This is a genomic window from Paenibacillus sp. J22TS3 (assembly GCF_018403205.1).
Classification (GTDB): Bacteria; Bacillota; Bacilli; order Paenibacillales; family Paenibacillaceae; genus Fontibacillus; species Fontibacillus tuaregi.
In genome coordinates this window covers 509,198-534,938 of the sequence record NZ_BOSF01000004.1, presented here as the reverse complement: position 1 = coordinate 534,938, position 25,741 = coordinate 509,198, and the positions used below count along the sequence as shown (strand labels likewise).

At 48.2% G+C, this 25,741-nt stretch carries 18 protein-coding genes and 2 CRISPR repeat arrays; of the genes, 17 read left to right on the top strand and 1 reads right to left on the bottom strand.

Annotated elements, in window-relative coordinates; all coding sequences use genetic code 11:
* Nucleotides 1-295: 295 nt before the first annotated feature.
* From KJS63_RS15775 to cas2, 12 genes are all read left to right on the top strand, one after another.
* Nucleotides 296-1,321 (top strand): LacI family DNA-binding transcriptional regulator, encoded by a 1,026-nt coding sequence (locus KJS63_RS15775; RefSeq protein WP_213619958.1) that lies wholly within the window; start codon nucleotides 296-298, stop codon nucleotides 1,319-1,321.
* Nucleotides 1,322-1,553: 232 nt separating this feature from the next.
* A complete protein-coding gene (locus KJS63_RS15770; protein ID WP_213619957.1) occupies nucleotides 1,554-2,804 on the top strand; it encodes an ABC transporter substrate-binding protein in 1,251 nt (416 codons plus the stop codon).
* Nucleotides 2,805-2,889: 85 nt separating this feature from the next.
* Nucleotides 2,890-3,759, top strand: coding sequence for a carbohydrate ABC transporter permease (locus tag KJS63_RS15765; protein ID WP_068614741.1), 870 nt, complete (start codon nucleotides 2,890-2,892; stop codon nucleotides 3,757-3,759).
* Nucleotides 3,756-4,580, top strand: coding sequence for a carbohydrate ABC transporter permease (locus KJS63_RS15760; RefSeq protein ID WP_068614743.1), 825 nt, complete (start codon nucleotides 3,756-3,758; stop codon nucleotides 4,578-4,580). The genes KJS63_RS15765 and KJS63_RS15760 overlap by 4 nt, the downstream gene beginning before the upstream one ends.
* An 88-nt stretch (nucleotides 4,581-4,668) precedes the next feature.
* The gene (locus tag KJS63_RS15755; RefSeq protein ID WP_213620090.1) at nucleotides 4,669-6,816 is read left to right on the top strand and encodes an alpha-galactosidase; all 2,148 of its coding nucleotides are present in this window, start codon (nucleotides 4,669-4,671) and stop codon (nucleotides 6,814-6,816) included.
* A 389-nt stretch (nucleotides 6,817-7,205) separates the two neighbouring features.
* Nucleotides 7,206-8,721: direct repeats of the CRISPR family, unit length 33 nt; unit sequence GTCGCACTCCGTATGGAGTGTGTGGATTGAAAT.
* A gap of 236 nt (nucleotides 8,722-8,957) precedes the next feature.
* Nucleotides 8,958-11,393 (top strand): CRISPR-associated helicase Cas3', encoded by a 2,436-nt coding sequence (cas3, locus tag KJS63_RS15750; RefSeq protein WP_213619956.1) that lies wholly within the window; start codon nucleotides 8,958-8,960, stop codon nucleotides 11,391-11,393.
* 16 nt (nucleotides 11,394-11,409) lie between these two features.
* Nucleotides 11,410-12,132 (top strand): type I-C CRISPR-associated protein Cas5c, encoded by a 723-nt coding sequence (gene cas5c / locus KJS63_RS15745; protein WP_213619955.1) that lies wholly within the window; start codon nucleotides 11,410-11,412, stop codon nucleotides 12,130-12,132.
* Complete coding sequence (gene cas8c, locus KJS63_RS15740) at nucleotides 12,129-14,048, top strand: type I-C CRISPR-associated protein Cas8c/Csd1 (RefSeq protein WP_213619954.1); 1,920 nt, start codon at nucleotides 12,129-12,131, stop codon at nucleotides 14,046-14,048. Before cas5c ends, cas8c begins: the two co-directional genes overlap by 4 nt.
* Nucleotides 14,049-14,927, top strand: a complete 879-nt coding sequence (gene cas7c, locus KJS63_RS15735; RefSeq protein ID WP_213619953.1) for a type I-C CRISPR-associated protein Cas7/Csd2 — start codon at nucleotides 14,049-14,051, stop codon at nucleotides 14,925-14,927.
* Complete coding sequence (cas4, locus tag KJS63_RS15730; RefSeq protein ID WP_213619952.1) at nucleotides 14,914-15,573, top strand: CRISPR-associated protein Cas4; 660 nt, start codon at nucleotides 14,914-14,916, stop codon at nucleotides 15,571-15,573. Before cas7c ends, cas4 begins: the two co-directional genes overlap by 14 nt.
* Nucleotides 15,570-16,601, top strand: coding sequence for a type I-C CRISPR-associated endonuclease Cas1c (gene cas1c, locus KJS63_RS15725; protein WP_213619951.1), 1,032 nt, complete (start codon nucleotides 15,570-15,572; stop codon nucleotides 16,599-16,601). Before cas4 ends, cas1c begins: the two co-directional genes overlap by 4 nt.
* Nucleotides 16,602-16,614: 13 nt before the next feature.
* Complete coding sequence (gene cas2, locus KJS63_RS15720; RefSeq protein ID WP_213619950.1) at nucleotides 16,615-16,905, top strand: CRISPR-associated endonuclease Cas2; 291 nt, start codon at nucleotides 16,615-16,617, stop codon at nucleotides 16,903-16,905.
* Between the two features lie 181 nt (nucleotides 16,906-17,086).
* Nucleotides 17,087-19,413: direct repeats of the CRISPR family, unit length 33 nt; unit sequence GTCGCACTCCGTATGGAGTGTGTGGATTGAAAT.
* A gap of 79 nt (nucleotides 19,414-19,492) precedes the next feature.
* On the opposite strand, the gene KJS63_RS15715 is transcribed toward cas2, so the two are convergent.
* Nucleotides 19,493-21,046 carry an acetate--CoA ligase gene (locus KJS63_RS15715; RefSeq protein WP_213619949.1) on the bottom strand — a complete coding sequence of 518 codons (1,554 nt, stop codon included), beginning with the start codon at nucleotides 21,044-21,046 and terminating at the stop codon, nucleotides 19,493-19,495.
* A 358-nt stretch (nucleotides 21,047-21,404) separates the two neighbouring features.
* Between KJS63_RS15715 and KJS63_RS15710 the strand changes: the two genes are divergently transcribed.
* From KJS63_RS15710 to KJS63_RS15685, 5 genes are read left to right on the top strand one after another with little or no spacing between them, the layout of a single operon-like run.
* Nucleotides 21,405-21,977, top strand: a complete 573-nt coding sequence (locus KJS63_RS15710; RefSeq protein ID WP_213619948.1) for a class I SAM-dependent methyltransferase — start codon at nucleotides 21,405-21,407, stop codon at nucleotides 21,975-21,977.
* A gap of 6 nt (nucleotides 21,978-21,983) precedes the next feature.
* A complete protein-coding gene (locus KJS63_RS26530) occupies nucleotides 21,984-23,135 on the top strand; it encodes a phosphatase PAP2 family protein (RefSeq protein WP_306432914.1) in 1,152 nt (383 codons plus the stop codon).
* 18 nt (nucleotides 23,136-23,153) lie between these two features.
* Complete coding sequence (locus KJS63_RS15695) at nucleotides 23,154-23,771, top strand: DedA family protein (RefSeq protein WP_306432912.1); 618 nt, start codon at nucleotides 23,154-23,156, stop codon at nucleotides 23,769-23,771.
* On the top strand, nucleotides 23,771-24,466 hold the full coding sequence (locus KJS63_RS15690; RefSeq protein ID WP_213619947.1) for a response regulator transcription factor: 696 nt from the start codon (nucleotides 23,771-23,773) through the stop codon (nucleotides 24,464-24,466). Before KJS63_RS15695 ends, KJS63_RS15690 begins: the two co-directional genes overlap by 1 nt.
* On the top strand, nucleotides 24,459-25,550 hold the full coding sequence (locus KJS63_RS15685; protein WP_244862624.1) for a sensor histidine kinase: 1,092 nt from the start codon (nucleotides 24,459-24,461) through the stop codon (nucleotides 25,548-25,550). The genes KJS63_RS15690 and KJS63_RS15685 overlap by 8 nt, the downstream gene beginning before the upstream one ends.
* Nucleotides 25,551-25,741: the final 191 nt, after the last annotated feature.

Sequence of the window (25,741 nt, the reverse complement as noted above, 5' to 3'; positions counted from 1 at the left end):
CTTTTTTTGTAGAGTAAAGCCGCAAACAATCTGGTTTTGCTGAAATAGGAAGGGGAATATATGCTGGAGGGAGGATATTTTCACATGGAATTAAGTAAATTTGTAATGTTATTTAGTAAAAATTTTACTAGAAATATCGTTCTTTGTTAGTTAAAAAACAATTATCAAGGCCTATTTCGATAAAAATTTATGATTTTCCTATGTTTTCGCTAATGAAAGTGCTTGCAAGATGGGTGAAGCGTTGATATACTTACTTCATAATTAGTTAAAAAATTTACTAAAGGTGCTGGAGCCAATGGCTACAATTAAAGAGATAGCTAAATTAGCCAATGTATCATCCGCAACGGTCTCACGTGTGTTAAATAATGATACGTCCCTTTCCGTAGGGGAGGAGACCCGGGACCGGATTTTTGATATCGCGGAGAAGATGCAGTACAAGCCTCACCGTGTCAAAAGAATGAAAAAAGAGAGCGAGCTGTCCACCAAGCAGGTTGGATTGCTGCTGTGGGTCTCGCCGGATGACGAGAAGGAGGATACGTATTTCTCCGAGATCCGCCAAAGCATCGAGAGACGCTGCGAGGAACTGAATCTTAACATAGGCAGAATGGTAAGAGGGAATTATGTTGATGCCTCCGCATTCCAGGACATGGATGGACTTATTATTGTAGGTTCTGTTGATATAGAGGATATCGAGAGAATCTTTCCAGACCGGAAATCGGTCGTATTGGTCAATCATTTGCTGGATGTCAGAGGTTACGACTCTGTGAAAATCAACTTCAGGCAGGCCGTGGAAGAGGTAGTTGAGCATTTCTACCGGCTGGGCCACCGCGAAATCGGAATGATCACCGGTCATGAATACCTTTATAAGCTGGGACCGAACAAGAAGGGACAGACACTTCTGGATGCCCGGCAAAGGCATTTTGAACAGCTGATGAAGGAGAAGGGTCTTTATAATCCCGAGTATGTGGTTACCGGGGATTGGAGTACGGCAAGCGGTTATGAAACCATGAAGGAGCTGTTAAGCAAGCCGAAGCGGCCAACCGCCTGCTTCATAGGCAATGATCCCATGGCTATCGGAGCTCTTCGTGCTCTTCATGAGAGCAGCGTGAAGGTACCTGAGGAAATGGCGGTGGTAGGGTTCGATGATATAGAAGTTTCGGCTTTTGTGAATCCGCCTCTGTCCAGCATTAAGGTTCACCCGGTTCAAATCGGGCGCACGGCGGTCCAACTGCTGCTGGAACGTCTGGAAGGACGCGAGGCTGCTATTCAAGTCACTGTGGAGCCAGAGCTTGTCCTTAGGGAGAGCTGTGGAAACCGGTAATCCGGTGAATTATGGAACACATCCTTTGAATTCTGATTAGGAGGTGATATGGAACTTACAGGCACGGCTTTTGGTTTCATCCGGATACATTAGAGAGAGAAAATGAGAAGAGAAAAAGAAAAAGGCCCCAGCAGACGGCTGGGGGACAGAAGAAAAAAACATTCAGTATTCATTCTAAACCAAAACAGAGCTTAATTCAATTCAAATGACAACAACTGAGGGGGCATGACAGATGGTAAAAGGACTGAAAGTTGGGGCAGCAGTTTTGATAGCGCTCTCTTTACTGAGCGGTTGTGGAAGTAACGATAGCAGTGGGGGCTCCGGCGATTCGGCTGGCAGCGGCAAGGTGGAGCTTCAATTTCTTCAATATAAGCCGGAAGCCCGTGACACCTTTGATAAGCTGATTGCTAAATTTGAACAGGCGAATCCTAACATTCATGTTATCCAGGATAATCCGCCAGATGCTTCAACCGCACTCATGACCAAAGCAGCCTCAGGTCAGCTCCCGGATGTGATTGCCAACGGGGGCGACAACGTACATGCCTCTCTGGTGCAATCGGGCGTTCTGGCTGATCTGTCCAGTGACCCGAATCTGCAGAAAGTATCGGATGTGTATGTAAAGATCCTGCACGATATCTCGGGCAGTGACAAAACTTACGGTATTCCTTACGGCGTTAACGCCAACGGGGTGATCTATAACAAAGCCTTGTTCAAAGAAATGAACCTTACGATTCCTCAGACCTGGGATGAGTTCATAGCCCTTTGCAAAAAAATCCAGGATGCCGGCAAGCTTCCTTTCTACTTCTCATTTAAAGATGCCTGGACGTCCCAGCCTGCATTCAATGCGCTTGCGGCCAGCACACAAGGAAGTGACTTCTACAAGAGACACAGTGAGGGCAAGACAACCTACACAAGCGAGTATAAGGAAGCTGCGGACAAGCTGCTTCAACTGGTTACCTTCGGTCAGAAGGACAGCTTCGGCAAGGGCTACAATGATGCCAACGTAGCTTTTGCCAAGGGAGAGTCCGTTATGTATGCGCAGGGAGTCTGGGCTATCGCGGAGATCAAGAAAGCGAATCCATCCATTGAGCTGGGGATCTTCCCTTACCCTGCAACGAATGATCCAAGCAAGAACAAGCTGATTTCCGGTGTAGACCAGCTGCTGTCGATCTCAGCCAGCACCGAGCATCCGAATGAGGCGAAGAAATTTGTGGAGTTCCTGCTTGATCCTGCGAACGCCAAGGAATACGTGAAAGGGGTTAACACGTTCTCTGCGGTGAAGGGGGTTACCCAGGACGATCCGTCAGTAAGTGATCTTGCACCTTATTTCGATAAAGGCCAGATTGCAGACTTTGTGGACCACTATACACCAAGCAACATGAAGCTGGACCAGCTGCTGCAGGAATTGATCATGAAGAAAGACGTAGCGGGCTTCTTGAAGAACATGGATGACGAATGGTCCAAAGCGGAAAGTAGAAAATAATCAGCAAACGGAGAGCGAAGGGGATGAAGGAGGGAGTTGATTCTCCTGCTATCGTCCCCTTCCTACTCTCTCAAAGGAGCTTACTATGCGAAAGAATATGACACCCTTTTACCTCATGGTAATCCCGGCTTTTCTGCTTTTCTTTTTCTTTCATACCCTGCCGATGCTCATGGGGGTATTCTACAGCTTCACGAATTGGAATGGTCTCTCTCCGTCGTACAAGATGGTGGGATTTAAGAATTTCCTAAATGTATTTCAGGACCCTCAGGTCTATAGTGCTTATGGATTTACCTTTAAATTTGCGATTCTGACTACGGTTATTGTGAATATCATCAGCTTGGCTGTTGCGGTTGGACTTAATTCGCGGATTAAACTCAAAAATACGCTTCGGGCCGTGTACTTCTTGCCCAATATTCTGAGTATGCTGATCATCGGTTTCATCTTCAATTACTTCTTCTCGAATATCCTGCCGGATGTCATGTCCAAAGCGGGCATGAGCGGCTTGGCCTTTAATATTCTAGGCAGTGAGAATACGGCGTGGATTGGCATTGTGATCGTGACGGTATGGCAGGCCACGGCCTTCAACATTATTCTGTATCTGGCGGGGCTGCAGACGATTCCTGCAGATTTGTATGAGGCTTCCAGCCTGGACGGTGCATCCAAATGGAAGGAGTTCTGGCACATTACGTTTCCGATGATTGCCCCGTTCTTTACCATTAATATGGTGCTTGCACTTAAGAACTTCCTCATGGTCTTCGATCAGATCGTAGCTATGACGGGCGGGGGACCGGCGAAGTCCACCACTTCAATCTCGTATCTGATTTTTACCGATGGATTCCAGGGCGGCTCTTTCTCGTATCAATCGGCGAACTCTGTCATCTATTTTATTGTGATTGTGGTCATTTCTATGATCCAGCTTAAGATTCTGCAGAAAAGGGAGATGAGCCTGTCATGAGTATGAAACGGACCAATTGGCCGGTGACCATCTTACTTGTCATTGGCTCACTCATTGTATTGTTTCCTCTCTATATGACTCTGATGATTGCTGTCAAAAGCCCGCAGGAGATGGCCGACGCGGTATTGGCTTGGCCTAAGGAGTGGCATTGGAGCAATTTTAAAGAAGCGGTCGATATGACCAACTTCTCTCATGCTTTTCAGAACAGCTCCATCATTACGGTATTCGCAGTGATTTTTACCTTGCTGACAAATTCTCTGGTGTCCTATGCCGTGGCGCGCAATATGGATAAACGCTTGTTCAAAATGCTCTATTTCTACTTTGTCAGTGCGCTGTTCGTACCATTCCCTATTATTATGCTTCCCCTGGTAAAGGAAGTTTCCAAGCTCGGGATGAACAACCAGACAGGCCTTATCGTTCTCTATGTCGTATATGGAATTGCATTTAATCTATTCCTGTATGTCGGCTATTTGAGAAGTATCCCTGCGGAGCTGGAGGAAGCGGCAGTGATGGATGGAGCCTCGGTATGGGGTACCTTCTGGAAGGTAATATTCCCACTCTTAAGCCCGATTAACGCAACGGTGGCGATTCTGACCTGTATCTGGGCGTGGAACGACTTCCTGCTCCCGCTGATTATACTGAGCAAGCCTTCGATGGCTACGCTGCCTCTGGCACAATATATTTTCCAATCCAAATTCGGGGTGCAGTACAATTACGCTTTCGCCTCGTACCTCATGGCCTTGCTGCCGATGATTATAGTATATTTGGTGGCCCAGCGGTGGATTATCAGCGGGGTTGTCCGCGGCGCGGTGAAATCATAGATAAAGAGAAAGATATAGATTAGGAGTGGTGCAGGTGGCAATTTTTTATGATCAAGAACAGCAGCAGTTTCATCTTCAATCCAAGGACATGAGTTATATCATCCAGCTGGTCCAGGGATATCCGGCCCATATTTATTGGGGGAAGAGGCTGAACCGGCAGGGCAATCTAAGCGATATCCTGGTGAGAGTGGAGCGCTGCTCCTTTTCTCCTAACCCGGTTCCTGAGGATAAAACGATCTCGTTGGACACCCTTCCTCAGGAGTATCCGCAGTACGGAACCAGTGATTTTCGCCATCCGGCCTACCAGCTTCAGCTGGAGGATGGAACAAGAATTACGGAGCTTCTATATCAGACCCACAGAATAATAGAGGGTAAGCCCGAACTTGAGGGGCTTCCCGCAGTGTATGCGGAGTCTGGTCAGGAAGCCCAGACGCTGGAGCTGGAGCTGGTGGATGCACATTCCGGGGTTACGGTTATTTTGAGTTATACCGTCTTTGAAGCATTTAACGCGGTGGCCAGATCGGTCAGATTTGTGAATACGGGTAAGCAGCCGGTCAGCCTGCTGCGGGCACTAAGCGCCAGCGTGGATTTCCCGGACGACCAGTATGAGAGCTTGTATCTCAGCGGGGCATGGGCGAAGGAGCGGCATATCCAGCGAAGAGCCCTGAGACCGGGATCAACGGTGATCGAGAGTCGCAGGGGGTCCAGCAGCCACCAGCAGAATCCGTTTATGGCCCTGCTTCGACCGGATACCAATGAAGAGCGCGGGGAAGTCTACGGCTTCAGCTTGGTGTACAGCGGCAATTTTGTGGCTGAAGCGGAAGTGGACCAATTCGCGACAACCCGGGTGTCGATAGGGATCAACCCGTTCGATTTCAAATGGCTTTTGTCTCCGGGTGAATCGTTCCAGACTCCGGAGGCCGTTATGGTCTATTCGGATGAAGGGCTTGGCGGCATGTCGCGGACTTACCACAAGCTGTACCGTACCCGGCTGTGCCGGGGATTTCACCGCGATAAGGACCGGCCTATCCTCGTCAACAACTGGGAAGCGACTTATTTTGATTTCAACGCTGATAAAATCGAAGATATCGCCACAGAAGCGGCACAGCTCGGAATTGAGCTGTTTGTCCTGGATGACGGTTGGTTCGGCAAGCGGGATAGCGATAATTCCTCACTGGGGGATTGGTACGAGGACTCGCGTAAGCTTCCAAATGGGCTGAATGATCTGGCCCAGCGGGTCAACAATCTGGGACTCCAGTTCGGACTATGGGTAGAGCCGGAGATGGTGTCTCCGGACAGTGATTTGTACCGCAGCCATCCAGACTGGTGTCTGCATGTCCCTGGGCGGCGGCGTACGACCGCCCGCGATCAATTGATTCTGGATTACTCCAGAGCCGAGGTTCGGGAGTATATCTTTGAGTCGTTAAGTCAAGTCTTCCATTCGGTTCCGGTCACCTACGTGAAATGGGATATGAACCGGAATATGACAGAGATCGGCTCAGCCTTCTACGGACCTGAACGTCAGATGGAAGTGGCGCACCGCTATATTCTGGGACTCTATGAGCTGATGGGCAAGCTGGTTGATGCGTTCCCGCATATCCTCTTCGAGAGCTGCTCCGGCGGCGGGGGAAGATTCGATCCGGGCATGCTGTTCTATATGCCTCAGACCTGGACCAGTGACGATACCGATTCGGTGGAGCGCTTGAAGATCCAGTACGGGACCAGCATGGTCTACCCGATCAGCTCGATGGGCGCGCATGTCTCCGCGGTGCCTAACCACCAGGTGGGACGGATGACGTCGCTGGCAACCCGTGGTGATGTAGCTATGTCTGGAAACTTCGGGTACGAGCTGGATCTAACCCAGCTGACTCCGGAAGAGAAGGAGCTTGTGAAGCAGCAGGTGAGCTCATACAAAGAGGTTCGGCAGCTGATTCAGAATGGCGAGCTGTACCGGCTGAAGAGTCCGTACGAGGGAACTGGAAATGAGACAGCTTGGATGTTCGTCTCCGAGGACCAGACAGAAGCGGTAGTTTACTACTTCCGCGTCCTGGCCGAGCCGAATGAGCCGCTGCGCAGGTTAAAGCTCAGCGGGCTTAACCCGGAGGTCGAATACCATGTCGACAAGCTGGGAGCCAGCTTTAATGGGGACCGACTGACTCACATCGGCCTGCCGCTGAAGCCGGTGCAGGAGGATTTTGTGAGCGAATGTTATCGGATCAAGGCTGTGAAGAATTGAGATTGTTGTAGGCACATAGTGTGAGTAGAGGGAAAACCGCGAAGTTTGCGGTTTTTTTCTTTTGGTGGGGAAGGCTATAGGCCAGGTGAAACTGCGTTTTTGTTTATTTAGAAGGATTTATAGGGTGTAACAAAGAAATTAGTTATTACGAGATTAAGTAGGATTTTGGCTGATAGAAGTAATGCAGGGAAGCCTGTTATATTAAGTGAGTGCGAATCGGAAGCTCACATGAATTTCCTGGATCTCTCGCACCTCAGATTTTGTCGAAAAAGTAGATATTTAGTCGCAATAGAAGGGGCTAGTTTAGTTGTATTGTTGTGTTTATACGATTTTATTAAAAAAAGATCCCTATTCATACCGGAAATGGAATGAAAATGGGTATTTTCGCTGTCGCACTCCGTATGGAGTGTGTGGATTGAAATTTATAAAGGGGTGAATGACTTGGACGCGCTAATGTCGCACTCCGTATGGAGTGTGTGGATTGAAATCGCATGGCACGGTTGTGGACATGAACAATCCCGAGCGTCGCACTCCGTATGGAGTGTGTGGATTGAAATCTTTTTACGAAGTGCAGCATAGCTCTTACCAAATGGTCGCACTCCGTATGGAGTGTGTGGATTGAAATTTCGGAATTGCGTCTGCTACCTCGACTAACATACCGTCGCACTCCGTATGGAGTGTGTGGATTGAAATCGATCAACGGGAAGAAAATAGCGAGCCGGATAAAGTCGCACTCCGTATGGAGTGTGTGGATTGAAATATGCTCCTTATCGAACCAAAACATTCTGCTGCCACAGTCGCACTCCGTATGGAGTGTGTGGATTGAAATAACTCAACGCCGATCATTCCCCCGTGTAGTAGAGTGTCGCACTCCGTATGGAGTGTGTGGATTGAAATATATCGGAAATTTGCTTGGTAAACTGGTCCGTGGTCGCACTCCGTATGGAGTGTGTGGATTGAAATATAAGTACTTTATGTTGGTTGATGTTGTAAATTATGTCGCACTCCGTATGGAGTGTGTGGATTGAAATCCCAAAATCATACGAAAAGAGGTAATTTATCCAGTCGCACTCCGTATGGAGTGTGTGGATTGAAATCGCATGGCACGGTTGTGGACATGAACAATCCCGTCGCACTCCGTATGGAGTGTGTGGATTGAAATCGCATGGCACGGTTGTGGACATGAACAATCCCGGTCGCACTCCGTATGGAGTGTGTGGATTGAAATCCCTGCGTTGCCCAGATTGATACGAAGGGTGACGCTGTCGCACTCCGTATGGAGTGTGTGGATTGAAATTTGGCAAGTACGAAAAATAATGCTTGCCAAAGATGTCGCACTCCGTATGGAGTGTGTGGATTGAAATCCACATACGGGTACGACACCAACCCCGGAGGACAGTCGCACTCCGTATGGAGTGTGTGGATTGAAATAAGCACACGTTTACCAGGAGAGATTACGGTGGAGTGTCGCACTCCGTATGGAGTGTGTGGATTGAAATATTGCTGGACTTCACATACTTGAATAGGCGAATCTTGTCGCACTCCGTATGGAGTGTGTGGATTGAAATACGTATCCGCATTGTTTCCTGCACTATTGGCCGCAGTCGCACTCCGTACGGAGTGTGTGGATTGAAATAAGAATGGTAAGGGCAAGTTGAAAGATGATACTGTCGCACTCCGTACGGAGTGTGTGGATTGAAATAGGGGAGATCCGGAGCAGCACCGGCCGGGGAAGCTGTCGCACTCCGTATGGGGTGTGTGGATTGAAATTTAATATAGTTCTGTGTTTCTTTCGGAGCGTGCTCTGTCGCACTCCGTATAGAGTGTGTGGATTGAAATAGTCCTCACCCGCCCTGACCTTTGTGGCCTGCAGTCGCACTCCGTATGGAGTGCGTGGATTGAAGTAAGTAAGGAACTTAAGGCTCCGCCAGATACTCTAGCGGTGTCGACTCCTTTTATAAAGCAATCCAACTACAAACTTTGAGACGTGGATCATTCACGTCTCTTTTTTTTGACTGAAGATATAATTTTGAAAATTATTGAAGGAAAAAGTAATGATATGTCGAACTGGTAAATTAAACCTAATGGATTCAAGTTGAGTGGTTCTTAAGTCTGTAACTACTTTCTTAGTAGGAGGTATTATGGAGTACATTGCCCACATACGTCAGAAAGATAAGAAGATTCAAACGGTAAAACAGCATCTTGAAGAGGTACAGCGCGGTTGCGAGCATTATGGAGCCAAGATTGGGGTTCGTCATCTGGCAGGTTTGGCCGGACTGCTTCATGATCTTGGCAAGAATACGGGGGCCTTCAAGTCATATATTCAGGAAGCTGTTGAACATCCGGAGGCTCCACCTCGTAGAGGTTCCGTGGATCACTCAACAGCCGGAGGCCGTCTCATCTATCGTCGATTTCATCAGAATGCTGTTAAAGCTGAAGACAAAGTGACTGCGGAGTGGATCGCAAACTGTATCATTTCTCATCATCAGGGATTGCGGGACTTCTTGGACCCCGATGCCAAGTCTCCTTTTCTCGAGCGAGTTGCCGTTAAGACTGAAGGGATGGAGGAGTACGAGGACGCTGTCACCGAGTTCTTTAAGCATCTATCTGAGGAGAAATTCGATCGTTATTTTGATAAGGCAAGAGCTGAAATGGAGCACATTGTGAAGGAGATTCAAAATCATAAGCTTCCGCCCATTGCTGCTTCACTAGCCATAAAATATATTTTTAGTTGCCTTATTGATGCGGATCGGACCAATACCCGGCAGTTTGAGGAGGATGAACGGACAGATTGGGCAGCTACCTCTAACCGTGAGTTTTTTACCAGAAGCTACGATCGGCTCATGAGCAAAGTTCACTCTTTTGAACAGGGCGATCAAGCGAGTCATCCGATCAATCGGCTGAGGAGCGAGATGTCTACACAATGTGATGAATTCGCGGAGCAGCCTTCCGGAATATACACGCTGTCAATCCCCACCGGCGGTGGCAAAACATTGGCAAGTTTGAGATATGCTCTTAAGCATGCCATAGCTCATGGCAAAGAGAGAATTATATACGTCGTGCCGTACACGACAATCATCGAACAGAATGCCGCAGAAATTCGGAAAATTCTCCTTGAGGATGAGCTTATTCTAGAGCATCACTCCAACGTAGTGGAAGAGAAGGAACCTGAATCCGAGGACTATGATATACGTATGAAAAAGATCCGGCTTGCCAAGGACAGCTGGAGCAGTCCGATTATTTTCACAACGATGGTGCAGTTCTTAAATACGTTCTATGCCAGGGGAACCCGTAACAGTCGCAGAATGCACCAGTTGGCCAATGCAGTGTTGATCTTTGACGAGGTTCAATCTGTTCCCGTTAAGTGTGTATCCTTGTTTAACTCTGCACTTAATTTTCTGAATGTCTTGGGGAATTCAAGCATTGTGCTGTGTACGGCCACCCAGCCTGCTCTGGATTTTGTGAAAAATAACCTTCACTTACCGGAACAAGCCGAGATCATCCGGAATTTGCACGAGGTAAGCAGAGGGTTTAAGCGGGTGGAGCTTATAGATCACACAACAGCTCAGGGATGGGGAGCAGAGGAACTGACAACTTTCATTGAACAAAACATGAGTGAAGTTAACAGCGTATTGGCTATCCTTAACACCAAGTCGGCTGTGCGTAAGCTATCCATTCAATTGGAGCAGACGGAATGGGTGATGAATAAGGAAGTACTGTTGTTTCACCTGAGCACCAATATGTGCGCGGCTCATCGTAAATCAATACTGGATGAGGTTAGAAAGGCGCTTGAAAATAATAAGAAAGTAGTGTGTGTCAGTACCCAGCTTATTGAGGCGGGGGTAGATATTAGCTTTGAGTGTGTGATTCGTTCTCTGGCGGGATTGGATTCTATAGCCCAGGCAGCTGGGAGATGCAATCGGCATGGGAAGGACCCATCACGCAAAGTGTTTATTGTACGGTCTTCGGATGAAAACTTGAGTCGGCTTCCGGAGATACGTATTGGAGCAGAGAAGACGGAGCGAATTCTGAGTGAGTTTCGACGGGAACCCGAACAGTTTGATCATGATTTGCTCTCCGCATCAGCAATGAATCATTATTTCAAATATTATTTTGACCATATCAAAAATGAACTGGACTACTATATCCCGAAGCTGGACAAGCATATGTTTGACTTGCTGAATACCAATAAAGATCTTGTTACTCACTATAAAAATAAGCACGGTCGCAAGAGGCCTGAAACTTTAACTCCTACTTCTTTTGCAACCGCAGAGCAGTATTTTGAAGTGATTACTAATACGGCTACATCTGTTGTTGTACCTTACAACGAAGAGGCGTGGGAATTAATTCTTAAGCTCAACGGGGATATGGACATATCTGAACTAGGGGTAACATTAAGGCGACTTCAACAGTATGTGGTCAATATATATGACCATGAGTTGAAACAACTGGAGAAGAACGGGAATGTTTATCCCCTACTTCATGGTCAGGTACTGGCTTTAAGGAAGGTTGCCTACTCAGATAGTTTTGGTGTGGAGATAGAAGGCGAAGGTGAATGGTCATTTGCATCAGTATAGGAAGGGAGGAAATAGATTGAGAAATCAAATCGAGTTTAAAGTAACAGGCAAATACGCCCTGTTCACGGACCCCCTATCCAAGATAGGGGGTGAGAAATTCAGCTATCAAATACCAACCTATCAAGCCTTGAAGGGAATAGTTGAATCCGTATACTGGAAGCCAACTATTATCTGGTATATCGATGAGGTCAGAGTGATGAAGGCGATTCAGACAGAGTCTAAAGGGATTCGGCCAATTGACTACAGCGGTGGAAATACTCTTGCGTATTACACCTATCTGAAGGAACCTGAGTACCAGGTACGAGCGCATTTTGAATTCAACATGCATCGGGAGGATCTGGCTCACGACCGTAACGAACACAAGCATCATAATGTGGCGAAGCGTTCTGTGCAGGCAGGCGGCCGAAGAGATATCTTCTTGGGAACCCGGGAGTGCCAAGGGTATGTTGAGCCCTGTGACTTTGGGGAGGGGGAAGGGTTCTACGATCACGTCCCTGAGCTTGATTTCGGCCTCATGGTTCATGGAATTAGCTATCCCGATGAAACGGGCAGAGAGGACCTGGAAACACGGTTATGGCGGGCCAAGATGGAGAACGGGGTGATCCGTTTTATTCGTCCAGAGGAATGCACCTTGGTTCGTAAGACTGGTCAAGGGGTTGCCAAGAGGTTTGACGCTCAAAATGTACAATCTGTGGACCTAATGTATGAGGAGTGGTTCGGAGGGGAGGAGCATGGATGACTTGGCTTGCTAAACTATATGATACTTTCGAAGACAACGCCCATGTGGTAGGGCAGTTTGAGAAGAAGAGCAACGATCGGGAATATGCCCTAATTCCTGTTTCCCACACAACGCAGAGTGCCCATATAGAAGTGAACTTAGATGAGAAAGGGAATTTTGTGTCTGCTAAAGTTGTGGACAAGAGTGATGGAAGCACGATCATTCCGTGCACAGAGGCTTCCTCAAGCAGGACAAGTAAACCTGTTCCTCATGCTCTTTTTGATAAGTTGGTCTACGTCGCTGGAGACTACTCCCAATATTGTGGTGAAGCTAAGGGGGGGACGCAGCACTGTGATTATATGACTCAATTAAAAGAGTGGTGCGAGTCTCCAGTTGCTCATCCAAAAGTTCAAAGCGTTTACTCTTATTTGCTGAAGGGAACGTTGATGACGGACTTGATTCGTGAAAAGATTCTATGGGTGGATGAACATGGGAAACTGCTGGACAAGTGCACTCCATTACTAGAAGAGCAATATGGCGGGAAGCCAGACATATTTAAAGTACTTGCCGGGGACCAGAGTGCAGCTTTTGTCCGGTTCGCGGTACAGGTGCCCGGGGAGCCAGAGGCGAGATTGTGGCGTGATCCTTCTGTTCAAGAATCTTTTATTCAATTCAATGAGATGAAGCTAGCAGATCAGGAGCTATGCTATGTCTTGGGTGAGAAGCTTCCTTACGCGGACAAGCATGCTTCGAGAATTCGTAATTCTGCGGACAAATCCAAGCTGATCTCGGCAAATGATACAAGTGGATTCACTTATCGAGGAAGATTTACTACAAGCCGTGATGCAGCCGCGATTAGCTACCAGGTCTCCCAGAAGGCCCATAATGCTCTGAAATGGTTGATTGAGCGGCAGGGGTACACTTTAGATGGAAGAGTGTTTCTTGTCTGGGGGACAGGGGAGCAGAACGAAGTGCCTGATCCGTTTCAGGACTCGTTCCCACTATACCAGGATGAAGAAGAAACTGGTGGTGATCGCACACATAAAGAGTTTGCGAACCAAATTAAACGGGGAATAAGCGGTTATCGGTATGAGGGCGATTATAAATCGGAAGTAATTATTATGATTTTGGACGCTGCAACCTCCGGGCGTATGTCGATTGTTTACTATAGGGATATCAACAAGGAGATGTTCCTTGATCAGCTTTTGAACTGGCATACAACATGCGCATGGCTGCATCGGTACCGGAAAGATTCGGACAACCGTTTTATAGCGTTTTACGGGGCTCCGGCAACACGGGATATTGCCTTTGCAGTTTACGGACCGAGGGCAAACGATAAACTCATCAAATCGTTGATGGAGCGTATGCTTCCTTGTATCGTTGATGGACGTAAGATTCCGTTGGATATCGTGCGGAGCGCGGTTCAGCGTGCCTCCAATCCGGTTGGTATGGAAGAATGGGAATGGGAGAAGTCGCTAAGCATTACATGTGCGCTAGTCAATAAACACTATGAACAGGAGGGCTTTACCGTGAGCTTGGATATGGAGAATACAAATCGCGATTATTTGTTTGGCCGAATGCTCGCTATCGCAGACGTACTTGAGAGACGAGCACTTGGTAGAGACGAGAAACGAGCATCAAACGCTATTCGTTATATGAATGCTTTCGCGCAGCGGCCAGGTCGGACTTGGACAATCATCCAATCTAATTTGCAGCCTTATCAGGCAAAGTTGGGTACTGATGCAAGATATTATAATAGCTTACTGGACGAGGTTGGTTCAAAACTCAGACCGGAGGATTACAATGATACTTCGCTAAGTGGGTTATATCTGTTGGGATTCTATAGCCAAAGGCATGATCTATATACAAGCAAGAAGCAGAAAGAACAAGAATCTACCGATATGAATGAAGCTCAAAATGAACAGGAGGATCTATAAATGAGTATTCTAGATCGTAAAATCGACTTTGCTGTTGTTATGTCTGTCCGTAATGCGAACCCGAACGGCGATCCGCTAAACGGAAATCGCCCCCGGCAAAATTATGATGGACACGGTGAAATTTCAGATGTGTGCCTCAAGAGGAAAATTCGCAATCGCCTTCAGGATATGGGGGAATCTCTACTTGTGCAGTCCGACGAAAGACGCGGCGATGCTTACCGCAGCATCAAAGATCGTGTGGACGCTAACCCAGAAGTGCAGGAGTTTGCCAAGGGGAAAAAGGCTAACAATGAACTATTTGCCGAAGCAGCTTGTAAAAGCTGGATCGATGTTCGCAGCTTTGGACAAGTATTCGCCTTCAGCGGATCGGACTCAACGGCAGGTGTATCCATAGGCGTGCGGGGACCTGTCTCTATTCATACCGCCGTGAGTATTGACCCAATTGACATTTCCAGTATGCAAATTACCAAAAGCGTAAATGCGACTACACCCAAAGATCCAAACAAAAAAAGCTCGGATACGATGGGGATGAAGCATCGGGTAGATTTTGGCGTATATGTTTTCTACGGAAGCATTAATACCCAGCTGGCAGAGAAAACGGGATTCACATATGAAGATGCTGAGAAGATTAAGCAAGCGCTCATTACTTTATTCGAGAACGATACCTCATCTGCCCGGCCAGATGGAAGTATGGAAGTACATCAAGTGTACTGGTGGGAGCACAATTCGAAGCTGGGGCAATATTCCTCCGCGAAGGTTCACCGTTCATTACAGATTCAGCTTCAAGAAGGTGTAACCACAGCCAAGTCTATTGACGATTATTGTGTTACAATTCATCCGCTTGAAGGGCTTGAAGTTCAAGAGTATGCCGGCTTATAACGAAGAGGACTTTTTGCTGCTTTCCGGGATACAGCATTTTAATTTTTGCAGAAGACAGTGGGCACTAATTCATATTGAACAGCAGTGGGAAGAGAATGTCCGTACACTCGAAGGAACTTACATACATAGGAAAGCGGATCAACCTCTTATCCGGGAGAAGAGAGGGGACAAATTGATTGTCCGTGCAATGCCAGTACAGTCCAGGGAGCTTGGGATTACAGGCATCTGTGATGTTGTTGAATTTATTCGGCATCCTGAAGGAGTTGCTATTACGGGTGAGGAGGGTCTATACCTTCCTTACCCAGTTGAATATAAACGGGGTAAACCTAAGCGGGATGATTCGGACCGTTCGCAGATCATAGCTCAGCTTATGTGCCTGGAGGAAATGCTAGCCTGTGATCTTACAACAGGCTACCTTTTTTATAATGAGATCAAGCATCGGGTGGAAGTTTCAGTAAGTGATTCAGATCGGCAACAGGTCAAGGAAGTGCTGTTTGAAATGCATCAATATTTCAAGAGATCTCATACTCCTAAGGTCAAGACCGGACCGCATTGCCAGAGTTGCTCTTTGAATCAGGTATGTCTGCCAGAACTCATGAGCAGGAGAAGTGTGTCCAGTTATATCGAAAGCAGGTTGAGTGAATGAAGAAGCTGCTTAACACCTTGTTTGTTACGACACCAGATACGTATCTGTCTCTGGATGGCGAGAACGTGGTTATAAAGGGGGAAGAACGGGTTCTGGCGCGTTACCCTTTGCATAACCTAGAGGCTATATGCACATTTGGTTATGCTGGAGTTAGCCCGGCTTTAATGGGAACCTGTGCAGAACGCAGTATTGGGATAACCTTCATGACGAGGAGCGGGCGCTTTCTTGCCCGCGTCATTGGGGAGAGCAGAGGAAATGTGGTGCTCCGTAAGGAACAGTACCGAATTTCTGATGATGAGCATAGAAGTGCTGTTGCTGCAAGGAATATGATTCTAGGTAAGATATATAACAATAAGTGGATACTGGAACGAGCAACACGAGATTATCCGATGCGTATCCAAGTTGAACGAATGAAGCAGGTAACAGCTTCTCTGACCGGAATCATGAATCACGTACGAAGTAGCGAGGACTTGGAATTGCTCCGGGGGTTTGAAGGTGCTGCTGCAGTACAGTATAACTCGGTGTTCGATGATTTGATTTTGCAGCAGAAAGAGCACTTCTTCTTTCGAGGTCGAAGCAAGAGGCCGCCTCTTGATAACGTTAACGCGCTCTTATCTTTTGTCTACACCCTTCTTGCCAACGATATGAAGTCAGCTTTGGAAGCGGTTGGCCTGGATGCCTACATGGGGTTTCTACACAGGGATCGTCCAGGCAGGGCTTCTCTTTCCTTGGATATGATGGAGGAGCTTAGAGGCGTCTGTGCAGATCGGCTGGTGGTATCTTTAATTAACAAGAAGATGGTGCAGCCAAGCGGATTTTATAAGAAGGAGAACGGGGCCGTAATTATGGATGATGACACACGGAAGATTGTTTTGAAGGTGTGGCAAGAAAGAAAGCAAGAGAAGATTATCCATCCGTATCTTAATGAAAAGATCTCATGGGGTCTCGTTCCCTATGCACAGGCTCTGCTATTAGCAAGGTACATTCGGGGAGATCTCGACGAGTATCCTCCATTTTTGTGGAAGTAGGTGATGTGTTCCAATGTTGGTTTTGATTACTTATGATGTTAGTACCTCGACGCGGGAGGGAAGAAGACGACTAAGTCAGGTGTCTAAGAAGTGTTTAAGCTACGGTCAGAGGGTTCAGAATTCAGTGTTTGAGTGCATTCTTGACTCTACTCAATTTCGGAAGCTCAAATATGAATTAGAAGAACTGATTGATGAAGAAACCGATAGTCTACGATTTTACAATTTAGGTGACAAGCATAAAAGTAAAGTAGAACATTTTGGTGCGAAGCCCTCTTATGACATGGAAGGGCCTCTCATCATTTAGGTGCGAATGGGAAGCTCACATGATTTTCCCGGACCTTTCGCACCTCACAATTTGTCGAAATTCAGGATATTCAGTTCCCTATAATTGAAGTTTTAGTGATTAATATATCGTAATGATATAGATTAGTAAGGATAAGTCACTTCTTGATATCTGAATTAGATCAATAATACCCTTTTTCGCTGTCGCACTCCGTATGGAGTGTGTGGATTGAAATCTCGTTCTCACCCTCGTTATCACGGAAACCCTGGTCGCACTCCGTATGGAGTGTGTGGATTGAAATTGATTGACCCCGGCCAGCGTATCCAAGCGGCTGGTAGTCGCACTCCGTATGGAGTGTGTGGATTGAAATCGCGATAGGCTTCGATCAGACGGTTGATGATCGGGTCGCACTCCGTATGGAGTGTGTGGATTGAAATGCCTTACTCAGCCATGTTTGGTCACTGATCACCTGTCGCACTCCGTATGGAGTGTGTGGATTGAAATTCCAGCCTGGGATAGTTATACAGCGGCAGGAGACAAGTCGCACTCCGTATGGAGTGTGTGGATTGAAATAGGTACTGGCTAGTGGGCCGATCTGGACAGAGGAGTCGCACTCCGTATGGAGTGTGTGGATTGAAATACAATGGTACGGGTATTCCCGTTGAGGATATTAGTCGCACTCCGTATGGAGTGTGTGGATTGAAATCGGAAAATAGATTTTTTACATTATCGCCAACGTGGTCGCACTCCGTATGGAGTGTGTGGATTGAAATTTTAGGCAGTGGCATTGATCCAACAATGGTTTTTCGTCGCACTCCGTATGGAGTGTGTGGATTGAAATATGTGGATGGCCTGTCATTCACCGGACCTCCAGACCGTCGCACTCCGTATGGAGTGTGTGGATTGAAATTTTTATCATGCGCTCTGACTTGCAGCCGATCTGCGTCGCACTCCGTATGGAGTGTGTGGATTGAAATAAATCCGTAAAACGCCGTATTCGGCGATTATTTATGTCGCACTCCGTATGGAGTGTGTGGATTGAAATACTAGCCATAAATGAAGCAGGAACAGAATTACATGCGTCGCACTCCGTATGGAGTGTGTGGATTGAAATCGTCTGCTCCTTCTTGGCGCCGCGCATCTTTTCGTCGCACTCCGTATGGAGTGTGTGGATTGAAATTGACGGAGCATACCCGCCAGTAATCCGTGTATACGGTCGCACTCCGTATGGAGTGTGTGGATTGAAATCTTGGTCGTGGCGCATATGGTATCCCGGACATTGAGTCGCACTCCGTATGGAGTGTGTGGATTGAAATCACCAAGCGAGTCCGCTGAACCAACGCCGGAAGAGTGTCGCACTCCGTATGGAGTGTGTGGATTGAAATACCCGGGAGCAATCGTTATATTGATCATGACGCGATGTCGCACTCCGTATGGAGTGTGTGGATTGAAATCTTGCACTCTGCCGCCGCCCCGCTTGGCGTGACCGTCGCACTCCGTATGGAGTGTGTGGATTGAAATAAACTCGGCGAGTTCCTTTGGGTCAATGTCATGGTCGCACTCCGTATGGAGTGTGTGGATTGAAATTGACGGAGCATACCCGCCAGTAATCCGTGTATACGGTCGCACTCCGTATGGAGTGTGTGGATTGAAATCGCGATAGGCTTCGATCAGACGGTTGATGATCGGGGTCGCACTCCGTATGGAGTGTGTGGATTGAAATATCGATCCATTCACCGATTAATTCACTGTTTTGCGTCGCACTCCGTATGGAGTGTGTGGATTGAAATAGCTGGTAAGCACGAAGGTTGGAGAAAGGGGCTAGTCGCACTCCGTATGGAGTGTGTGGATTGAAATAGCATAGAAGACGTGAAAAAAGCCCTCATGAAGGGTCGCACTCCGTATGGAGTGTGTGGATTGAAATCGTTACGGTCTTGGAGTCCAGTGTATTGACCTACGTCGCACTCCGTATGGAGTGTGTGGATTGAAATATCTGACACTGCTGAAGATACTGAACATACCCTTGTCGCACTCCGTATGGAGTGTGTGGATTGAAATCGGCCCCGGATGTGGTGTTAAGCTGCGGGTCGAGTCGCACTCCGCATGGAGTGTGTGAATTGAAATATGCGTGTCTGTTTCTACCCATTCCCATGGTGTAGGTCGCACTCCGTATGGAGTGTGTGGATTGAAATTCCAGGAGTATTAAACTTAATTTGGTTTAATTCGGTCGCACTCCGTATGGAGTGTGTGGATTGAAATATTAGTCCTTTAATTAATTATGTGATTGATAATGTCGCACTCCGTATGGAGTGTGTGGATTGAAATAGCCTGTAAGCTTTAAGCTACAGCAGGCGGAAGGGTCGCACTCGGTATGGAGTGTGTGGATTGAAATTTGATAAATCGGATCAACCCACACCTCACTGTGCATGTCGCACTCCGTATGGAGTGTGTGGATTGAAATAATCAGGAAGAGCAGGCGGCTTTTGAAGCTTTTATGTCGCACTCCATATGGAGTGTGTGGATTGAAACCACGTCCCTCAACCCCCCCTCAAACCACCAAGCCCCCAATCCGTCCGGATCGGGGGCTAATCTCATTCCATATAAAACTTTATTTCCCCGCATACTCCTGGGCCCGCAGCTCGACCCGGCGGATTTTGCCGGAATTAGTCTTGGGCAGGGAGGAGATGAACTCGATCTTCCGCGGGTATTTGTACGGCGCGGTTAGGGCTTTGACGTGGCTTTGGAGCTCCTTGATCAGCCCCGGCGTTCCTTCGGTGTCTTCCATCAGCACGATAAAAGCCTTCACCACCGCGCCCCGGATTTCATCGGGGCTGGCGACTGCGGCGCATTCCTTCACCGCCGGATGCTTCATCAGCGCTTCCTCGACCTCGAATGGCCCGATGGTATATCCGGAGCTGATGATAATGTCATCACCCCGGCCTTCGTACCAGAAGTAGCCGTCCTCGTCGGCACGGGCGCGGTCGCCGGTGATGAAGTAATCGCCGCGCTGATTGTTCTTTTTGCACTCAGGGTCGTTGTAATAGCCCTTGAAGAGAGCGGGCATGTCCACATGAACGGCAATGTCGCCCACAACGCCCGGCGGTACGATCTTACCCTCATCGTCCACGATCTCAATGAGCCCTGGCGAGATGGCTTTGCCCATGGAACCGAGGCGGACCGGACTGTCCATCAGGTTCCCGATGAGCAGTGTGCTCTCGGTCTGTCCGTAGCCGTCGCGGATCGTAAGATTGTGCACCCGTCGGAACACCTCGATAACCTCCTGGTTCAGCGGCTCACCCGCAGAAACCACGCTGCGCAGGGAAGAGAGGTTGTAATCTCTTAGATGCTCGAGCTTCGCCATAATGCGGAACTCGGTTGGCGTACAGCACAGCACTTCAATGCCGTACTCCTGAATCAGCCTCAGGTAATGACCCGGATGGAAGGAGCCATGGTACACGAACCCAGTCGCGCCTCTGCCGAGCACGGACAGGAACGGGCTCCAGATCCACTTCTGCCAGCCGGGTGCAGCCGTCGCCCAGACTATGTCCCCGGGTTTGATGTCCAGCCACAGGGTCGAGGCGATCCGCAGATGGGCATACGCCCAGCCGTGGCTGTGAATGACGCCCTTCGGGTTGCCGGTTGTTCCAGAGGTGTACGCCAGAATCGCCGTGTCGTCCCGGTGGGTCGGAACCGTCTCGAATACCTCCGGCTGATCCTCCATAAGACGGGCCAGGCTATGCCAGCCTGGGACCATCCCCGCAGCCGTGCTTGTAGAAGCCTCGTTCGCAACGGCGATGCGGAACTCCAGATTCGGATGCCCTTCATCGTAGGCGCGGTCGACTTCCCCGGTCAGGGTAGACCAGGCAATGACGGCACGGGCCTGGGAGTGCTGGAAGCGATAGGACAAGTCCTTGGCGCGCAGCATTTCCGATGAGGGAATGATCACGAGGCCAAGCTTCAGACAGGCCATGTAGATGACGTACGCAATAATCTGCCGGGGAACCATAACCAGAACCCGGTCGCCTTTGGTCAGGCCGAGCTGCCGCAGGCCTCCTGCCAATTGATTGGCCTTAGCCAGCAGGCTGCCATACGTAATTTCTTCATATTCACCCTGCTCGCTAAGCCACTTCAGGGCTAGCTTGTCCGAGGGATGGTTTTCCATCTCTGAGGTGAGATTATATTGTTCGGGTGCGATCCATTGTTGAAAATTCAGGGGGAACCTCTCCTTTTAAATTAGGATGTACGTAATAATCTTATTATAGCACTTAATATTAGTACCAGGTACTATGACATAAAAGATTTTGAAATTAAACGTATAAGAAATGAACTTTTTGACACAACTCCATCTAACTATGTTAACCAATTTCATCGCCAAAACCACATTATACAGCCGGCATAACTAACGAGAATCTGCCAAGAGATAATAAACTTCTTAAGAAAACTTCAGTTTTTCCTCCAGAGAATCTAAAGAATTTTAGTTTAGGATTGAGGCTAATCAAACCTATGGAGGAATAGTCTCAATGATAAATAAAGATTTGATCCAGGAGAAGTTTTTGTTCTTTTATAAATTTCTGCAATCTCCGGGGCGTGTAGGCAGTGTGACGCCGAGCTCCAGATTTCTGGCCAAAACAATGGTGGATGCCATTCCATGGAACGAGGTGGACAGCGCAGCGGAACTTGGTGCTGGTACAGGGGCAATAACCAGGTACATCTGGTCTGCCAGGAAAGAGTCAACCCGGGTGCTGCTCTTTGAAGCAGATCCCCAGATGAGGGGCAGATTAGAGGACCTTTATCCCAAATTTGCTTGTTATCCCGATTGCCGGGACATTCAAGCGGCCGTCCACAAGGAGAAACTGGGGCAGCTGGATTGTGTGCTTAGCGGGCTGCCATTCTTCAATTTTACCCAGGAATTGCGGGACCGTATATTGGAGCAGGTTGTCTCGTCCCTTAAGGATAACGGCTTGTTCGTCGCCTTCCAGTATTCGCAGCAGATGAGGAAGCAGCTTGAAGAGGTATTTGACATCGAGGAGATCAAGTTTGTTCCGATGAATGTTCCGCCAGCGTTTGTGTATATTTGCCGGAAAAAGGGTTGATTGGGAATGAAGAATAAGCTTGCAGGCTATAAAGCATTACTCTGGATTCTAGCTATTCCAGTATTAAATGTTTTTTATGGAATTTTGAATCACGGGAACGGTGATGTATCCAGCCTGTGGACATCATGGGATGATCGGATTCCTTTTGTTCCGGTATTTATCATTCCCTATCTGCTCTGGTATCCTTTTGTGCTCATGATGCTTGTTGCCTTGTTTATGAAAAAGGCGAGTGCATACTACCGCACATTACTTGCGTTATGTCTCGGACTATTGGCGAGCTATGTCACCTTCTATTTCTTTCAGACGATGGTTACCCGGCCCGATGCCTCGGGTACAGGCGTATTCCTGTGGCTGGTCAGATTGGTGTACGGAACGGACGGGGCATACAACTGCTTTCCCAGCATTCACGTCCTGACCAGTTATTTGATGCTGAAGGGCATGTCGGAATGCCGGGATCAATTCTCCGGAACTTCCCGTTTCTTCATCCAATTGCTTTCATGGTCTGTGACGATATCCACCGTATTCGTAAAACAGCACGTGCTGCTGGACATTATAGGGGGGATTGTCGTTGCGGAGATAACGTTTTTTGCCGCTGGAAAATGGCTTTCCAAGCTAAGAAAAGACATGCTCCGGGAGAGCCCATTCTGGCGCTGGCTGCAGACCTGGGAACAACGTGTGTTCAACTGGTGCAATCAGTCGATCAGCCACCCGGTGCTGAGCCGCGTCCTAGCTGCTATGACCCATATGGGAGGTGCGTTGTTTACACTGACATGCTCGTTATCCATCTCCCTGCTAGCGCCGGAGCCATGGCGAACGGCGGGCATTCAGAGCTTCGCGGCATTAGCGGTGAGCCACCTTGCTGCGGTGTTACTGAAGAAGTTAATTAGAAGGCCAAGACCTTACTTGGCCTTGCCTGACACGAACCTCATTCTTAAGCCGTTAAAAGACCACTCCTTCCCTTCAGGCCATACAACCGCGGTCTTTTCAATTGTTGTTCCCTTCCTGTTTACCCTGCCCGCTCTTGCTATTATTCTGCTGCCGTTAGCGGCAGGTGTTGGATTATCGCGGGTCTATCTGGGAGTTCATTACCCTTCCGACTGTCTGGCTGGGGGCTTAATCGGGATCAGCTGCGCTTTGCTCGCGATCTCGCTAATTTAGATCACTGGAGGGATCACCGTGAATTACAATACAATGCTGGAGCTGGCTCATAACTTCGGATATGCCGCATTGTTCTTTGCTTTATGGCTTGGCATTGTAGGAATGCCGATTCCCGATGAACTGGTGGTGATGGCTGGAGGCGCGGTGACAAGCGGAGGGCTCCTGCTGCCGCTGCCCGCTTTTCTGCTGACTTATCTGGGGGTCATATCGGGCTTGTCTGTTGGATATTTGCTGGGCAGGTGTATAGGGGTGCCTATATTGAATAAGCTGAGGCGCAATTCCAGGATGGACAGATACATCCGGTTCTCGGAGAATATGATGACCAGGTATGGCAGCTATGCCCTTTGTGCCAGCTACTTTATCCCGGTCGTCCGGCATCTGATGCCTTATTTTGCGGGAATCAACAAAATGAGCTTTGGCAGGTATGCCAGATTCTCCTTCACTGCGGGGTTCGTGTGGACGCTCCTTCTTTTTACTATAGGCAGTTATGTGGGAGAGCATATGCAGGATATTGGGGAGACTTTGTATAATTATGGATTTAGATTTCTGTGGATTCCATTTCTGGTTGTTATGATTGTTCTGATTGTCAGAATGTCTGCCCGCTCCAACAAAATGCATAGGAGAGATCGATCTTAATGAACAATACGATTCTGGTTGCTGACGATGACCCGGAGATCCGGGATGTGCTCCATATTTACCTGCGTAATGAAGGCTACCGTGTGTTGGAGGCTGAGGATGGCTGGAAGGCGCTGGAGCTCATGAAGGAGGAGTCTGTTGATCTGATTATTCTCGACATCATGATGCCCGGACTGGATGGGATCAAGGCCTGTCTGAAGATCAGGGAGGATTCCAACATTCCGATTATCATGCTGTCTGCCAAGGGGGAAGCTATAGACAAGATAACGGGTCTATCCACTGGAGCGGATGATTATGTGACGAAGCCGTTTAATCCGCTGGAGCTGATTGCCAGGGTTAAGGCCCAGTTGAGGAGGCAGAATTTTGCCGGTCCGAATGCTGTGGCGGACAGCTCTATCATCCACATTGATGAGGAATTTAGTATCAACAAGGAGCAGCATAGAATTACCGTCCGGGGCAAGGACGTGCCGTTAACCCCAACCGAATTCTCTATCCTTCTACTGCTTGCAACGCATCGGGGACAGGTGTTCAGCATCGATAAAATATACCAAAGCGCATGGAGAGAACAAAGCGTGTTCTACTCTGACAATACGGTGATGGTTCACATCAGGAATCTGCGGGAGAAGATTGAAGCGAACCCGAGGGAGCCGATGTATATCAAAACCGTATGGGGAGTGGGGTATAAAATTGATTGATAAAATATGGACCTTCCTGAATGCGAAAAAAAGCATCCGCGGCAAGATGCTGTGGGCGCTTGTGCCGAGCCTGCTGCTTGCTATTTTGGTAAGCGGTTTATTGGATACTGTCCTGGTTTCTCCTGTCAAAAATCTGTTTGAACAAGTGGTATCCTTTGGTTATTTCATTGCCCTTTTCGTGTTCTTCTTCCTTTTGTTCACCCGCCCTATTGTACGTTATTTCAAGGCGATTACCGATGGCTTGAAGACGATTGCCGATGGAAATCTGGATTACCGCATCCTGCTTCCAAGGGAGGATGAGCTTGGGGATGTGGCGAGCAATATCAATCAGATGGCAGACCGGCTGGAGAGCCAGATGATCCGCGAAAGGCAGCTGGAACAATCGAAGATGGAGCTCATTACATCGATTTCCCATGATTTACGAACCCCGCTTACGAGCATTATCGGGTATTTGAATTTGCTGAAAACTCATGCCTACGATAATGAGGGAGAACAGGAGCGGTATATCGACAATGCGTTTCGCAAGACCGAGCAGTTGAAGAAGAGGATCGACGATCTGTTCGAATATACACGCCTGACGAGCAGCGATGTGCGTTTATCGCTTCAAGAAGTGGATTTGTGCAGCCTGCTGGAGCAGATGATTATGGAATTCGAACCCGTTGCCAAGGATCAGGGGATTACGGTGTTTAAGGAGCTGCCTCATGAACCGGTCATTATGAAGATAGATATACAGATGATGGTCCGGGCCCTTGACAATCTGCTGATGAATGCGCTCAAATTCTCCACAAGGCCAGGGGATATCAGGGTAAAGCTGGCCGCAGGGGAAGATTGGGTTCTATGGTCAGTCGAGAACTTCGGACCTCCTATCCCGGATGAGGCGGCCAGTCATTTGTTCGAGCGTTTCTATAAAGTAGAGCCTTCCCGGTACGACAAGGATATGCCGTCCGGCTCTGGGCTGGGGCTGTCGATCACCAGGAGTATTGTAGAGCTTCATCAGGGACAAATATGGCTCGAACATAACCAGGGCCACTATAAATTCTGTATAGAGCTGGACCGGGCCGGAGTAAAGGCTACGGGCTCATAGCCGCCCTCCAATCTATGTGTAGTAGAAGAACCAGGGAGACACAGCCGTCTGCCCTGGTTCTATTTGTGTTCTGCGGTGTTCTGCTTAGTTATGTTGTCCGCCAGAAGCACCGAATCTAACATTAGCCCCGTTGACCCTTGACCCGTGTCATCCACCTCCAGGTGGATACACCCTTTGGTAATTCAACCTGG

Bases quoted from the DNA above. Each gene is read 5' to 3' on its own strand.
- KJS63_RS15775 (WP_213619958.1), top strand. From the start codon at position 296: ATGGCTACAATTAAAGAGATAGCTAAATTAGCCAATGTATCATCCGCA.
- KJS63_RS15770 (WP_213619957.1), top strand. From the start codon at position 1,554: ATGGTAAAAGGACTGAAAGTTGGGGCAGCAGTTTTGATAGCGCTCTCT.
- KJS63_RS15765 (WP_068614741.1), top strand. From the start codon at position 2,890: ATGCGAAAGAATATGACACCCTTTTACCTCATGGTAATCCCGGCTTTT.
- KJS63_RS15760 (WP_068614743.1), top strand. From the start codon at position 3,756: ATGAGTATGAAACGGACCAATTGGCCGGTGACCATCTTACTTGTCATT.
- KJS63_RS15755 (WP_213620090.1), top strand. From the start codon at position 4,669: ATGAGTTATATCATCCAGCTGGTCCAGGGATATCCGGCCCATATTTAT.
- cas3 (WP_213619956.1), top strand. From the start codon at position 8,958: ATGGAGTACATTGCCCACATACGTCAGAAAGATAAGAAGATTCAAACG.
- cas8c (WP_213619954.1), top strand. From the start codon at position 12,129: ATGACTTGGCTTGCTAAACTATATGATACTTTCGAAGACAACGCCCAT.
- cas7c (WP_213619953.1), top strand. From the start codon at position 14,049: ATGAGTATTCTAGATCGTAAAATCGACTTTGCTGTTGTTATGTCTGTC.
- cas4 (WP_213619952.1), top strand. From the start codon at position 14,914: ATGCCGGCTTATAACGAAGAGGACTTTTTGCTGCTTTCCGGGATACAG.
- cas1c (WP_213619951.1), top strand. From the start codon at position 15,570: ATGAAGAAGCTGCTTAACACCTTGTTTGTTACGACACCAGATACGTAT.
- cas2 (WP_213619950.1), top strand. From the start codon at position 16,615: ATGTTGGTTTTGATTACTTATGATGTTAGTACCTCGACGCGGGAGGGA.
- KJS63_RS15715 (WP_213619949.1), bottom strand. From the start codon at position 21,046: ATGGAAAACCATCCCTCGGACAAGCTAGCCCTGAAGTGGCTTAGCGAG.
- KJS63_RS15710 (WP_213619948.1), top strand. From the start codon at position 21,405: ATGATAAATAAAGATTTGATCCAGGAGAAGTTTTTGTTCTTTTATAAA.
- KJS63_RS26530 (WP_306432914.1), top strand. From the start codon at position 21,984: ATGAAGAATAAGCTTGCAGGCTATAAAGCATTACTCTGGATTCTAGCT.
- KJS63_RS15690 (WP_213619947.1), top strand. From the start codon at position 23,771: ATGAACAATACGATTCTGGTTGCTGACGATGACCCGGAGATCCGGGAT.